The 12,721-nt window shown below is 35.6% G+C and carries 14 protein-coding genes; all 14 read left to right on the top strand.

Features of this window, described 5'->3' with window-relative positions; all coding sequences use genetic code 11:
• The first annotated feature begins 5 nt into the window (after nt 1-5).
• The 14 genes from ACXYMZ_RS05185 (at nt 6) to topA (ending at nt 12,570) form a co-directional block, all read left to right on the top strand.
• A complete protein-coding gene (locus ACXYMZ_RS05185; RefSeq protein ID WP_458947297.1) occupies nt 6-233 on the top strand; it encodes a KH domain-containing protein in 228 nt (75 codons plus the stop codon).
• Nucleotides 234-551: 318 nt separating this feature from the next.
• A complete protein-coding gene (locus tag ACXYMZ_RS05180) occupies nt 552-941 on the top strand; it encodes a YlqD family protein (RefSeq protein ID WP_458947296.1) in 390 nt (129 codons plus the stop codon).
• A gap of 8 nt (nt 942-949) precedes the next feature.
• Entirely contained in the window at nt 950-1,462 is a 513-nt protein-coding gene (gene rimM, locus ACXYMZ_RS05175) for a ribosome maturation factor RimM (protein ID WP_458947295.1), read from the top strand.
• Nucleotides 1,462-2,196: a tRNA (guanosine(37)-N1)-methyltransferase TrmD gene (trmD, locus tag ACXYMZ_RS05170; protein ID WP_458947294.1), complete on the top strand. Its 735-nt coding sequence runs from the start codon at nt 1,462-1,464 to the stop codon at nt 2,194-2,196. Before rimM ends, trmD begins: the two co-directional genes overlap by 1 nt.
• Nucleotides 2,197-2,364: 168 nt before the next feature.
• Nucleotides 2,365-2,709, top strand: a complete 345-nt coding sequence (gene rplS / locus ACXYMZ_RS05165; RefSeq protein ID WP_458947293.1) for a 50S ribosomal protein L19 — start codon at nt 2,365-2,367, stop codon at nt 2,707-2,709.
• Nucleotides 2,710-2,866: 157 nt separating this feature from the next.
• Entirely contained in the window at nt 2,867-3,421 is a 555-nt protein-coding gene (gene lepB / locus ACXYMZ_RS05160; RefSeq protein ID WP_458947292.1) for a signal peptidase I, read from the top strand.
• Between the two features lie 8 nt (nt 3,422-3,429).
• The gene (gene ylqF / locus ACXYMZ_RS05155) at nt 3,430-4,278 is read left to right on the top strand and encodes a ribosome biogenesis GTPase YlqF (protein ID WP_458947291.1); all 849 of its coding nucleotides are present in this window, start codon (nt 3,430-3,432) and stop codon (nt 4,276-4,278) included.
• Nucleotides 4,279-4,313: 35 nt separating this feature from the next.
• Entirely contained in the window at nt 4,314-5,081 is a 768-nt protein-coding gene (locus ACXYMZ_RS05150; RefSeq protein WP_458947290.1) for a ribonuclease HII, read from the top strand.
• 22 nt (nt 5,082-5,103) lie between these two features.
• The gene (locus ACXYMZ_RS05145; protein WP_458947289.1) at nt 5,104-6,942 is read left to right on the top strand and encodes a hypothetical protein; all 1,839 of its coding nucleotides are present in this window, start codon (nt 5,104-5,106) and stop codon (nt 6,940-6,942) included.
• Nucleotides 6,939-7,214 carry an EscU/YscU/HrcU family type III secretion system export apparatus switch protein gene (locus ACXYMZ_RS05140; RefSeq protein WP_458947288.1) on the top strand — a complete coding sequence of 92 codons (276 nt, stop codon included), beginning with the start codon at nt 6,939-6,941 and terminating at the stop codon, nt 7,212-7,214. Before ACXYMZ_RS05145 ends, ACXYMZ_RS05140 begins: the two co-directional genes overlap by 4 nt.
• Nucleotides 7,215-7,303: 89 nt before the next feature.
• Nucleotides 7,304-8,464: an ADP-forming succinate--CoA ligase subunit beta gene (gene sucC / locus ACXYMZ_RS05135; RefSeq protein ID WP_458947287.1), complete on the top strand. Its 1,161-nt coding sequence runs from the start codon at nt 7,304-7,306 to the stop codon at nt 8,462-8,464.
• Between the two features lie 52 nt (nt 8,465-8,516).
• Entirely contained in the window at nt 8,517-9,419 is a 903-nt protein-coding gene (gene sucD, locus ACXYMZ_RS05130) for a succinate--CoA ligase subunit alpha (RefSeq protein ID WP_458947286.1), read from the top strand.
• Nucleotides 9,420-9,489: 70 nt separating this feature from the next.
• Entirely contained in the window at nt 9,490-10,380 is an 891-nt protein-coding gene (dprA, locus tag ACXYMZ_RS05125; RefSeq protein WP_458947285.1) for a DNA-processing protein DprA, read from the top strand.
• A 111-nt stretch (nt 10,381-10,491) separates the two neighbouring features.
• Nucleotides 10,492-12,570 (top strand): type I DNA topoisomerase, encoded by a 2,079-nt coding sequence (topA, locus tag ACXYMZ_RS05120; protein WP_458947284.1) that lies wholly within the window; start codon nt 10,492-10,494, stop codon nt 12,568-12,570.
• Nucleotides 12,571-12,721 lie beyond the last annotated feature (151 nt).

Below are 12,721 nucleotides of genomic sequence, written 5' to 3'. Positions count from 1 at the left end.
ATACCATGAAAGCCCTAATCGAAACTATCGTCACTTCTCTAGTCGATTATCCCGAGGATATTGTTGTGACTAAAAGAGAAGAAGAAACGAAAATCGTTTACCATCTTCAAGTACATGAAGAAGATGTAGGCAAGGTTATTGGCAAGAATGGACGTATTGCAAAAGCAATCCGTACAGTTGTGTATGCAACGAAAACGGATGATAACAAACGAATCTATCTAGATATTATGTAAAGGGAAAGGAGCCTTTCAAGGTTCTTCTTTCCCTTTTGCATATTTATTTATAGGGTCCTGTTGAAATTTGATGTTAAGACTTCTTCGATTAAGAAATAGTAAGAGTAAAATCAGCTTCGGAAATATACGGAGACTCCAGCGGGATGGAAGGCAACGGTGAGACCCCGCAAGTCGCTTGCGACTGAGGAGGCTCACCAGCCGCCCGCGGAAAGCGTAGTATATTTCCGAAGCGGGTTTGTGCTCATAACAACTATAAATTTTGACTTAGTCATTTTTAAAGCATTGGATATTTTCTTCTGGGGGAGGAGAGTGCTGCTAATGAAAATAATAAAGAAAACTTTAGTAAAGCAAATCATCACAGAAAAAAGTAAGAATAAAATCAAGAAAAACTTCGAAGACCAAAAAATGCGACTTGAACAAGAGTGTCAACAACTACTTTTTGAGAAAAGAAAATTAAAAAGTAAACCTGGTATTTCCAAACGAGAAGTAGAACATCGTTTTCAGGAACAAATCGATAAACGAATCGATGATATCAAACTAATAGAATTGAAAGAAGAACAGCTAGAATTATTAGAAATAGGCAGCGAGATCGTTGAAAGTGAAGTTGAAACTCTTGTTGAAGTAAGCGTTGGAATGGATTTCGAATCCCTAATTAGGGACCAAGCAATTGTAATAAAAGACGATATTGTCGTTAGATTAGATAAGTAGGTGATTACATGGAAATAAAAATGTTTAACATTGGGAAAATAGTTAATACGCATGGTATTCGTGGAGAAGTCAAAGTAAAAAGAATCACGGATTTTGAAGAGCGCTTTAATGTTGGTGAAACGGTATATATCGAAAGTGATGGAAAACATCTACCATTAGTAATATCTGCCCATCGAGTACATAAAGGCTTTGACCTGCTTTATTTTGAAGGGTATAACAATATTAATGACGTGGAAAAGTATAAAGGTTCGTATTTAAAAATTCGGGAAGATCAGCTAACAGATTTAGATGAGAATGAATTCTATTACTATGAAATCATTGGCTGTGAAGTATTTACATCCTCAGGTGAAAAATTAGGTAAAGTAAAGGAAATTTTGGCTCCAGGTGCTAATGATGTGTGGGTTGTAGAACGAAAAGGCATGAAAGATGCGCTCATCCCATATATTGACCAAGTTGTGAAAGATATCAATATTAATGATAAAAGAATTGTGATTGAACCGATGGAAGGACTGCTTGATTAATGCATATCGATATTTTAACATTATTTCCTGAAATGATTGATGGCGTATTTCAATCTTCTATATTAAAAAAAGCTCGCGAGAAAAATAAGTTTAGCTATAACTTAGTAAACTTCCGAGACTTTTCAGCGAATAAACATCAAAAAGTCGATGATTATCCATATGGTGGAGGAGCAGGAATGGTGCTTACAGCTCAGCCTGTTTTTGATGCCGTGGAGTCATTAACAAAAGATAAAGAAACTCCCCCAAGAGTTGTGCTAATGTGTCCCCAGGGAGAGCCTTATACGCAAAAGAAAGCAGAAGAGTTAGCGAAAGAAGAACACTTGATTTTTATTTGTGGACATTATGAAGGTTACGATGAAAGAATACGTACAGGCCTAGTTACTGATGAAATATCTATCGGAGACTATGTTTTAACTGGTGGAGAGCTTGGCGCAATGGTTGTTGTAGATAGTGTTGTACGTTTAATCCCTGATGTGCTAGGAAATGAAGATTCAGCACCACAGGACTCATTTTCCACTGGACTTCTGGAACACCCTCACTATACAAGACCAGCAGAGTTTCGTGGAATGAAGGTTCCTGAAGTGTTAATGTCGGGAAATCATGCACATATTGATAAATGGCGAAAAACCGAATCATTAAAGCGCACGATCGAGCGACGTCCAGACTTACTTGAAACCTATGAGGTTACCGAAGAAGAAGCACAAATCTTAAAAGAAATTAAAGGAAACGAATGATTAATAAATAAATCCTAGTAAATATATGATGATAATTAAAATTTTTATAAACTATATTGTATTATAACTAGGTTTATGGTATATTTATTGTTGTGCTTATGCACGTATAAACGATGTTCCGCTGTTTCCTATTGAGGCAAGAGCATTGGTTTGGAAGGAGTGAAGCAAATGCAAAATCTTATTGCAGATATCACAAAAGATCAGCTTCGTACAGATCACCCAGATTTTCGTGCTGGTGATACAGTTAAAATCCACGTTAAGGTTGTTGAGGGAGAACGCGAACGTATTCAGATATACGAAGGTGTTGTAATCAAACGTCAAAACGGTGGAATTAGCGAAACATTTACAGTAAGAAAGATTTCTTATGGTGTTGGTGTTGAACGTACATTCCCTGTACATTCACCAAGACTTGAAAAGATTGAAGTTGTTCGTAAAGGTAGCGTACGTCGTGCGAAACTTTACTACTTACGTAAATTACGTGGTAAAGCTGCTCGTATTAAAGAGCGCAGATAATCACAATCCGAATGAAAACTTTAAAAATCAAAGGGAGCTTGAACAAAACTGTTCAAGCTCTTTTTTCTATACTTTCCTAGTAGATTAGGTGTTATAATAGTATTATTCCTATATAAAATGATAAGGATAAAGGATAACTGATGTCGGAGGAGAATTTATGGCTAAGAAAAAGAAAAAAGAATGGTTAGAATGGCTGAAAGCTCTATTGGTAGCTTTAGGTCTTGCATTTATTGTACGTATGTTTTTATTTGCACCAATAATTATTGATGGTCCTTCTATGTTGCCAACATTGCATGACCGTGACCAAATGATTGTTAATAAATTTAGTTATTACTTTAGTGAACCTGAACGATTTGATGTTATAGTCTTCCATGCACCAATGCAAAAAGATTTTATTAAAAGAGTTATCGGATTACCAGGTGAGCATGTAGCAGTAGTTGATAATGTGTTACATATTGATGGCGAGCCAGTAGAAGAGAATTTTTTATCCGATGCAAATGAAGAGTTAAGTAGTGCTCGAACAGACTTTACGTTAGAAGGGTTGCCTGGTGGGCATTCCGAGATACCTGAAGGTCATGTATTTGTCTTAGGAGATAACCGTGGAGATTCTACTGACAGTCGGAGAATAGGTGTAGTTTCAATGGATGAAATTGTTGGCGAGGCAAGCTTTATATACTGGCCATTTGATCGTATACAATTTGTAGGAGAGTAGGAAAGAGTATGTCTATTCAATGGTTTCCCGGCCATATGGCCAAAGCAAAACGTGAGGTAGCAGAAAAATTAAAACTTGTAGACTTTGTCATTGAACTTGTCGATGCCAGAGCTCCATTATCATCGGAAAACCCGATGTTACATGATGTTTTGCAAAATAAGAATAAAATAGTAGTTTTAATGAAGAGTGACTTAGCTGATCCAGCTATAACTGATAAATGGTTAAATTATTATAAAGAAAAAGATATCCCCGCAACCGCAGTAAATGCAAACGACAAAGGCGATATTAAAAAAGTAATTGCATTATCAAAAAAAGTCGGACAAGAAAAAATGCAGAAATTACAAGCAAAAGGTATTGCACCAAGAGCACACCGAGCAATGATTATTGGCATACCAAACGTTGGCAAGTCGACTTTAATTAATCGTCTGGCAAATAAAAAAGCCGCAAAAACTGGTGATCGTCCAGGAATCACAAAGCAACAACTATGGATAAAAATTGGGAAAGACTTTGAATTACTTGATACCCCAGGGATACTTTGGCCGAAATTTGAAGATCAAGCAGTTGGTTATCGATTAGCAGCAATTGGTACGATTAAGGATCAAGTTTTATCCTTACAAGATATCGTTGTGTTTGCGATTCGCTATATGCAAGAGCATTACCCTACATTTTTAAATAAACGCTATGGTGTGACTTCAGTGATGGATGATATGCTTGAAGTGTTTGAAACAATAGGGAAACAACGCGGAGCACTTGAAAGCGGTGGCGAAGTAAACTTCGACAAAGTTTCAGAACTATTCCTACAAGACTTACGCGGCGGTAAATTAGGAAGAATAACTTTAGAAACACCGAATTATTAGATTTAAAATGTAGTATTAGGGAGTAAATTAACAATATGAATAAATCATCAATTACTGTTATACGACAGTTGTTTGAAGAAAACAAAATTGACAATCAACTATTAGATGAACTAAAAACTGACACTCGAAAAGGTGTCCAAGCTCTTATAAAGAGATACGAGAAACAGCAAGCAAAACAAGAAGAATTAGAGTTAAAGTTTTTAACAATGACAGCATATGAAAAGCGCGCAAGAGAAAATGGCTATCAAAACATAGCTGGTGTGGATGAGGCAGGCCGAGGACCTTTAGCTGGCCCGGTAGTTGTAGCGGCGGTCATTCTACCAGCTGATTTTAAACTACTAGGCTTAGATGATTCAAAAAAGCTGTCCGAAAATGAAAGAGAAACATACTTCGATTTTATTAAAGATCAAGCAATGAGTTATAAGATATCGATTGTCTCGAATACCGAAATCGACCAAATGAATATACTTGAAGCAACAAAATATGGAATGATCCAAGCAATAAATGGTTTAGATGTTGCACCTGATTATGCATTACTTGATGCAGTTGCATTAGATAATTTACCCTGCAAGTCAGAGTCTATTATTCAAGGAGATGCAAAAAGCATTTCGATTGCAGCGGCAAGCATTTTAGCAAAGGTTACAAGAGATAGAATAATGAAAGAAATACATAATAAGTATCCGATGTATGATTTCAATTCAAACATGGGATATGGTACGAAAAAGCATATGGATAGTTTAAAGATTAATGGGGCTTCCCCATATCATAGGGTGTCTTTTGCACCTGTAAGAAATGTCTTGTAAATCTAAATGAGGTGGATAATCCTTGAATATTTATAATTTAAACAAAGTGAATCAATCTGTGAAGCTAGCACCAGCGGAACGCCAAACGTTGAGAGCAGGTCAGATTATTCAAGGAAAAGTTTTAAAATTATATCCCGAGAATAAAGCTGAAATTCAATTAGGGAACCAAAAATTAGTTGCTAATTTAGAAGTAGGTCTTGAAGTTGGATCAAAGTATCATTTTCAGGTCCAATCCACATCAGATGTTATTCAATTAAAAGTGATCAATCAAGCATCAACGTCTAATGGTCAAGTTGATTTAGGACGTTTATTACAACAATTGGGTATTAAAGAATCCAGAGCAAATATTCAATTGGTTGATCAACTTATTCGCTTAAAAATACCATTTGAGAGCTCTCAATTAGCTCAGTCTGTGGCACTTTTAAAAAACGCGAAGAATAAACCAGCTGCAATCGATGTGCTGACACATATGATAGATAGGAAATTACCTATTAACAGCTCTATTTTTAGTGCTTTGACTGAAGTAACGAGATCTTCGATAACATCTCAACTTAGTGCTGTTATACAACAAATGAATACATCAGACGGAATGCCTCTAACAAATAACCAAAGACAAGCAATAGAAGTAAATTTACAACGCTTGGTTAGTACTTTAATTGATAAGCCTCAAACATTCCAAACAGCTCTTTCAAATCAAGTTTTATCGCAGAATTCTAGTAATAATCAAGGGTTGTTTCGAACTTTACAAGGTCTAGGTATGCTCCCGTTAAACACGGACTTTTCAACATGGAAAGCAGATTGGTCAAATGTGCAACAAAATAATTCGTTGCAAACCGGTACGAATCAGAATCCATTAACAGCCTTACCATCCCAGTTAAATACCCAAGAACTAAGCCAAGTATTATCAAGGATTACGGAGCAAAGCGCTGGGTTTACGCAGGCGGTTAAGAGTTTTTCTAATCAATGGAGTCAACAACTTAACTTTCATCAATTATTGAATACTAAATTACCAGAACAAGACTTTGCTGCGTTGAAAAGTTCATTGACCAGAGATATTTTACCATTTATCCAAGGTTCACAAGTGTCTAGTGAGAATGCCCTACAACAAATAACAAACACTCCTAGTCATTTATCTGCTTTATACCAAGGCATGCAAACGCTCCAACAAGGAAGTGAACTAGAGAATTTACTAAAACTCTTCCAAAGGTCTATATCAGATGAAAACTTTTTATCAATGTCTCCAAGACAGCAGTTCCTAACACAAACGAGTCTTTTTATTCAATCGATTGGCTTAGATTATGAACAACAATTATTACAACAATTAAATACAAATAATCAATCGGAATCTATTAAAGGGATGCTTCTACAACTTGCTAATAATGCTGAAGGAATGCAATCAGAAGCAAATACTAGATTAGTAAACCTTATAAATGGCATGCAAATCCAGAGTGTAAATGAATCGCAAACAGTCGTGCAAGCAGCAATTCAAATCCCTGCGGAACGATTAGGATTAATTAAAGATATTGAGCTTGAATTTGAAGGAAAGAAAAATGAAAATGGTGAAATCAATCCTGATTATTGTAGGATTTTATTTTATCTGAATCTAGGTGCAATCAAAGAAACTGTCATTGATATGAATATCCAACAAAGGAAAGTTTCGATCACTATTTTTAATAATGAACAAGGGATTAAAGATATAGCGAATCTTTTTAAAAATAAACTTGAGCAAAGTCTAGAAGAAATAGATTATCAGTTAGGTTCAATTCAATATAAAAAAATTGAAGAAAAAGAAAAAACAATGCTACCAGTAGAACAGAGATATAATGAGACCCAAAAGCAGGGAGTTGACTATCGAATATGAGTGATAAATACAAAAGAGCTGCTTCCTTAAGGTATGACCAATCTAGTGACGCTGCACCTGTTGTAAGTGCTGCTGGTAAAGGATTAGTAGCTGAAGAGATTATTAGAGTAGCAAAAGAGAATAATGTTCCAATTGTCGAGGATACATCTCTCGCAGAATTACTTGCGGAATTAAATATCAATGAATATATACCTGAAGAATTATACCAATTGGTAGCAGAAGTATTTGCCTTTATTTACCAAGTTGATAAAGAATCTGCGGGTAGTGAATAAAACGTTTGCAGATTTAATATCTTAATTCTTGTGAAATAGCTTTTAATTTAATACAATGGTAATGCAATAAAAATTTGGGAGGATGAAACATGAACATTCATGAGTATCAAGGGAAAGAGTTATTACGTTCTTTCGGAGTGAAGGTTCCTAGGGGTTATGTTGCTTATACGGTGGATGAAGCTGTGGAAGCTGCTGAAAAATTAGGGACTAATGTAACTGTAGTTAAAGCTCAAATTCATGCAGGTGGTCGAGGAAAAGCTGGCGGGGTAAAAGTTGCCAAAGGACTCGATGAAGTTCGTACATATGCAAATGAGATTCTCGGTAAAGTACTAGTTACAGAGCAAACAGGTCCAGAAGGTAAAGAGGTTAAGAGACTTTTAGTTGAAGAAGGCTGTGATATTCAAAAAGAATATTATATCGGTCTTGTACTTGACCGCGCAACATCACGTGTAGTGTTAATGGGTTCAGAAGAGGGCGGAACTGAGATTGAAGAAGTGGCAGCAGCTACTCCTGAAAAGATTTTTAAAGAAGTCATTGATCCAGTTGTAGGTCTGGCACCATACCAAGCACGTAGATTAGCTTTCAATATTAATATTCCACATGAACTTATTAATAAAGCTGTTCAGTTTATGGACGGATTATATAACGCTTTCGTTGAAAAAGATTGTTCAATAGCAGAAATTAACCCACTTGTTACAACAGGTGATGGTGAAGTGCTAGCGCTTGATGCGAAAATGAACTTTGATGAAAATGCGATTTATCGCCATAAAGATATTCAAGAACTTCGTGATTTAGACGAAGAAGATATTAAAGAAATTGAAGCTTCTAAACATGATTTAAGCTATGTTTCTTTAGATGGAAATATTGGCTGTATGGTTAACGGGGCTGGTCTTGCTATGTCCACAATGGATATTATTAAATATTACGGTGGCGACCCTGCAAACTTCCTAGATGTTGGGGGCGGAGCAACTGCAGAAAAGGTTACCGAAGCCTTTAAAATTATCCTTTCTGATGAAAATGTTAAAGGAATCTTTGTAAACATTTTTGGTGGAATTATGAAGTGTGACGTTATTGCAGAAGGTGTGGTAGCGGCTACTAAAGAAGTAGGTTTAGAAATTCCGTTAGTAGTACGTCTAGAAGGAACAAACGTTGATTTAGGTAAAAAGATTTTAAATGAATCTGGTCTAGATATTGTTCCTGCAGACTCAATGGCTGATGGAGCAGAAAAAATTGTTTCTCTAGTAAAGTAATGACCAAAAAACAAGATTATTGTAACTTTATAGAAGGGATTGACGAAACAAAATGGGAGTTTATATAAATAAGGACACAAAAGTAATTGTCCAAGGTATAACTGGTGGTACAGCAAAATTCCATACAAAACAAATGTTAGAGTATGGTACAAAGATTGTTGGAGGGGTTACTCCGAAAAAAGGTGGAACAGAAGTAGAAGGTGTTCCAGTATTTAACACTGTAGAAGAAGCAGTAAAAACTACTGGTGCTACAGCTTCAGTAATTTATGTTCCAGCACCATTTGCTGCAGATGCAATCATCGAAGCAACGGATGCAGAACTAGATCTTGTAATTTGTATTACGGAGCATATTCCAGTATTAGACATGGTTAAAGTTAAACGATATATGGAAGGTAAGAAAACTCGTTTGATTGGACCAAACTGTCCTGGAGTAATTACGGCTGATGAGACTAAGATTGGTATTATGCCTGGATATATCCATACAAAAGGACATATCGGAGTTGTATCTCGTTCAGGAACGTTAACATATGAAGCAGTTCATCAATTAACACAAGCAGGATATGGTCAAACATCTGCTGTAGGTATTGGTGGAGATCCAGTTAATGGAACAAACTTTATCGATGTATTAGATGCATTTAATAAAGATCCTGAAACAGAAGCAGTAATCATGATCGGTGAAATTGGTGGTACTGCTGAAGAAGAAGCTGCAAGATGGGTGAAAGATAATATGACGAAACCTGTCGTAGGCTTTATTGGTGGAGCAACAGCACCTCCAGGAAAACGTATGGGACATGCTGGTGCTATCATCTCTGGTGGGGAAGGTACAGCAGCAGAAAAAGTTCGCGTTATGAAAGAAAGCGGAATTGCTGTAGCAGAAACACCAGCAGTTATGGGCGAAACAATGATCAGAGTCCTAAAAGAAAAAGGCCTAGACGAAAAGTGTAAGACACATTAATATAATAATGAAGGGCTTAAAAGTTAATTCTTTTAAGCCCTTTTTATAAAAACAGAAGGAAGTGAAATTATTGAAAGCAATTAGATATCGATTAATCCATGTTCACCGAGCAAGAGGCATTGGCAGAAACACAATACGTAAGTTCCTCAAATTTGACCCAACTCTTGAATCCATCTACAAAATGTCTCCTAAAAAGCTAAGTCTTCAATTCTCTATTCCACAAAATAAAGCCGTTCTATTTTACCAATCCCTTCATAATGAAGAATTAAAACAGAAAGTCATTCAAGATATCAAAAGATATAAAATCATAACTCTTTTTGATGAAATTTATCCAAATTCATTACGTACAATCAATGACGCTCCACTCGTCATATATACGCTGGGAGATACAACTCTTTTAAACAAAAAACCTAGTTTAAGTGTTATTGGCACAAGAAATCCATCAAATGAAGCAAAATCAAAAATGGAATTTATCATAAATCCACTGATTCATGAAAACTGGGTAATTATAAGTGGAATGGCAAAAGGAATAGACGGATTTGCACATGAGATTACATTAAATCAAGGCGGGAAAACAATTGCTGTACTAGGTGGCGGTTTTGAGTATATTTATCCTAAGGAGAATACTTCTATTTTTAATCGAATTGCCAGACAAGGATTAATATTAAGTGAATATCCACCAGATTTAAGACCTGCTAAATACCACTTTCCCGAAAGAAACCGCATCATTAGTGGTTTATCCTTTGGTACTCTAGTTATCGAAGCCATGGAAAGAAGTGGTACGATGATAACTGTCGAACAAGCTCTTGATCAGGGGAGAGATGTTTTCGCCGTACCAGGATCACCTTTAATACCACAAACGAAAGGCTGTAACCTATTAATTCAAGACGGTGCAAAATTAACAAAAAGTGCAAATGATATCCGAGAAGACTGGCTACAAAGAGCAGAGCAATTTGAGTAATTTTTCTAATAATAATTGAATACATTAACTAGAAAGTTTGACAAAACGGGTTATACTCTTTAGTATAAGTTAGGATTTCAATTTACTAACCTCATTTTAGGAGGAAATATTATGGCAGATTATCTAGTAATTGTTGAATCGCCAGCAAAAGCGAAAACAATTGAACGTTATTTAGGGAAAAAATATGAAGTAAAAGCTTCAATGGGACATGTTCGTGATTTACCAAAAAGTCAAATGGGTGTAGATGTTGAAAATAACTATGAACCGAAATATATTACAATCCGTGGTAAAGGCGATGTGTTAAAAGAATTAAGAAAATCAGCTAAAAAAGCAAAAAAAGTTTATCTCGCAGCTGACCCGGACAGAGAAGGGGAAGCCATTGCTTGGCATCTAGCACATAGTTTAAATGTTGACTTAGATGCTGAAAGTCGTGTTGTATTTAATGAGATTACAAAAGATGCTATTAAGGAATCATTTAAGACGCCTAGAACCATTAATCTAGATTTAGTAGATGCACAACAAGCGAGAAGAATTTTGGATAGACTTGTTGGGTACAATATTAGTCCTTTATTATGGAAGAAAGTAAAAAAAGGATTAAGTGCTGGAAGGGTTCAATCCGTAGCTTTAAAAATGATTATTGATCGTGAAAAAGAAATTGAAAAGTTTATACCAGAAGAATACTGGTCAATTGAAGCGAACTTTGAAAAAGACAAAGAAGTATTTGATGGAGCATTCTACGGAGTTGATGGTAAAAAAGTAGAATTAAAATCCAAAGAAGATGTTGAAAAAATTCAAAAGCAGCTAAAAGGTGAAACGTTTAATGTAGATAAAGTGAATAAACGTAATAGAAAACGTAATCCTGCTAAACCTTTTATCACTTCATCATTACAACAAGAAGCTGCTCGAAAGTTGAATTTTAGAGCGAGAAAAACAATGATGATTGCCCAGCAATTATATGAAGGAATTGATTTAGGTCGTAAAGCTGGTGGTATAACCGGTTTAATCACGTATATGCGTACAGACTCAACTCGAATTTCTAATACAGCTAAGCTGGAAGCAATAGATTATATTGAAGAGACGTATGGCAAGGAATATTTAGGTGCTAATAAAGAAAGTAAGGCAAAGCAAGGTGCACAAGATGCACACGAAGCGATTCGACCTACTGCTATTGCTAGAACACCAAAATCTCTAAAAGAAGTATTATCTAATGACCAATATAAATTATATAAACTGGTTTGGGAAAGATTTGTAGCAAGTCAAATGGCTACAGCCCTAATGGATACGATGACTATCCACCTAGTGAACAATCAAGTGGAATTTCGTGCCACTGGTTCTAAAGTTAAATTCCCAGGCTTCATGAAGGTCTATATTGAAAGTACAGATGATAATAAAAAAGTTGAAGACAAACTACTTCCAGAACTAGAAGAAGGTATGGAAGTTAATGCAAAAGAAATTACACCAAACCAACATTATACACAGCCACCACCAAGATATACGGAGGCTAGACTAGTACGTACAATGGAAGAGTTAGGAATTGGGCGTCCATCAACATATGCTCCAACACTTGATACCATTCAACGAAGAGGCTATGTTTCTATTGATAATAAACGCTTTATTCCAACAGAACTTGGTACGATTGTGAGTGAATCAGTAGAAGAGTATTTTCCAGAAGTTATCGATGTTGATTTTACAGCGAAGATGGAAAGAGATCTTGATTCTATTGAAGAAGGCGATACAAAGTGGAGAGAAGTAATTGATAATTTCTACTCTGATTTTGAAAAGCGACTCGAATTTGCTGAGAAAGAAATGGAAAAAATTGAAATTAAAGATGAACCTGCAGGGATTGATTGTGAAAAATGTGGTCACCCAATGGTTTATAAAATGGGAAGATATGGGACATTTATGGCCTGCTCGAATTTCCCAGACTGTAGAAATACAAAAGCAATCCTAAAAGAAATTGGTGTGGGTTGTCCAAAATGTAAAAAAGGTAATATCGTTGAGAGAAAATCGAAAAAACGTAGAATTTTTTACGGCTGTGACGAATTCCCTGAATGTGACTTTGTATCATGGGATAAGCCAATCGCAAGACCATGTCCGAAGTGTGATTCATTATTAGTAGAGAAAAAAGTTAAAAAAGCAGTGCAAGTACAATGTACAAACTGTGAATACAAAGAAGCAGAGCAAAGCTAACTGTTCATTTTATATGAGCAGTTTTTTGCTTTTAAATTTGAAATTATCCTATAGATTTATATTTCCGTACAAATTTTTTCTCTCAAGATCTAAGGACTTTTATAGCGTCAAAAATATAAATTTACTCAATTAATAAACAAATAGCATTTGT

This window comes from Oceanobacillus sp. CAU 1775 (assembly GCF_054482815.1).
This window is presented reverse-complemented; position numbering and strand designations above follow the sequence as displayed.

What these genes read in the sequence shown, in the direction of transcription:
- rplS (WP_458947293.1), top strand. Translation starts at nt 2,365, where the DNA reads ATGCAAAATCTTATTGCAGATATCACAAAAGATCAGCTTCGTACAGAT.
- lepB (WP_458947292.1), top strand. Translation starts at nt 2,867, where the DNA reads ATGGCTAAGAAAAAGAAAAAAGAATGGTTAGAATGGCTGAAAGCTCTA.
- trmD (WP_458947294.1), top strand. Translation starts at nt 1,462, where the DNA reads ATGCATATCGATATTTTAACATTATTTCCTGAAATGATTGATGGCGTA.
- ACXYMZ_RS05140 (WP_458947288.1), top strand. Translation starts at nt 6,939, where the DNA reads ATGAGTGATAAATACAAAAGAGCTGCTTCCTTAAGGTATGACCAATCT.
- ACXYMZ_RS05180 (WP_458947296.1), top strand. Translation starts at nt 552, where the DNA reads ATGAAAATAATAAAGAAAACTTTAGTAAAGCAAATCATCACAGAAAAA.
- sucC (WP_458947287.1), top strand. Translation starts at nt 7,304, where the DNA reads ATGAACATTCATGAGTATCAAGGGAAAGAGTTATTACGTTCTTTCGGA.
- ACXYMZ_RS05185 (WP_458947297.1), top strand. Translation starts at nt 6, where the DNA reads ATGAAAGCCCTAATCGAAACTATCGTCACTTCTCTAGTCGATTATCCC.
- sucD (WP_458947286.1), top strand. Translation starts at nt 8,517, where the DNA reads ATGGGAGTTTATATAAATAAGGACACAAAAGTAATTGTCCAAGGTATA.
- ACXYMZ_RS05150 (WP_458947290.1), top strand. Translation starts at nt 4,314, where the DNA reads ATGAATAAATCATCAATTACTGTTATACGACAGTTGTTTGAAGAAAAC.
- ylqF (WP_458947291.1), top strand. Translation starts at nt 3,430, where the DNA reads ATGTCTATTCAATGGTTTCCCGGCCATATGGCCAAAGCAAAACGTGAG.
- topA (WP_458947284.1), top strand. Translation starts at nt 10,492, where the DNA reads ATGGCAGATTATCTAGTAATTGTTGAATCGCCAGCAAAAGCGAAAACA.
- rimM (WP_458947295.1), top strand. Translation starts at nt 950, where the DNA reads ATGGAAATAAAAATGTTTAACATTGGGAAAATAGTTAATACGCATGGT.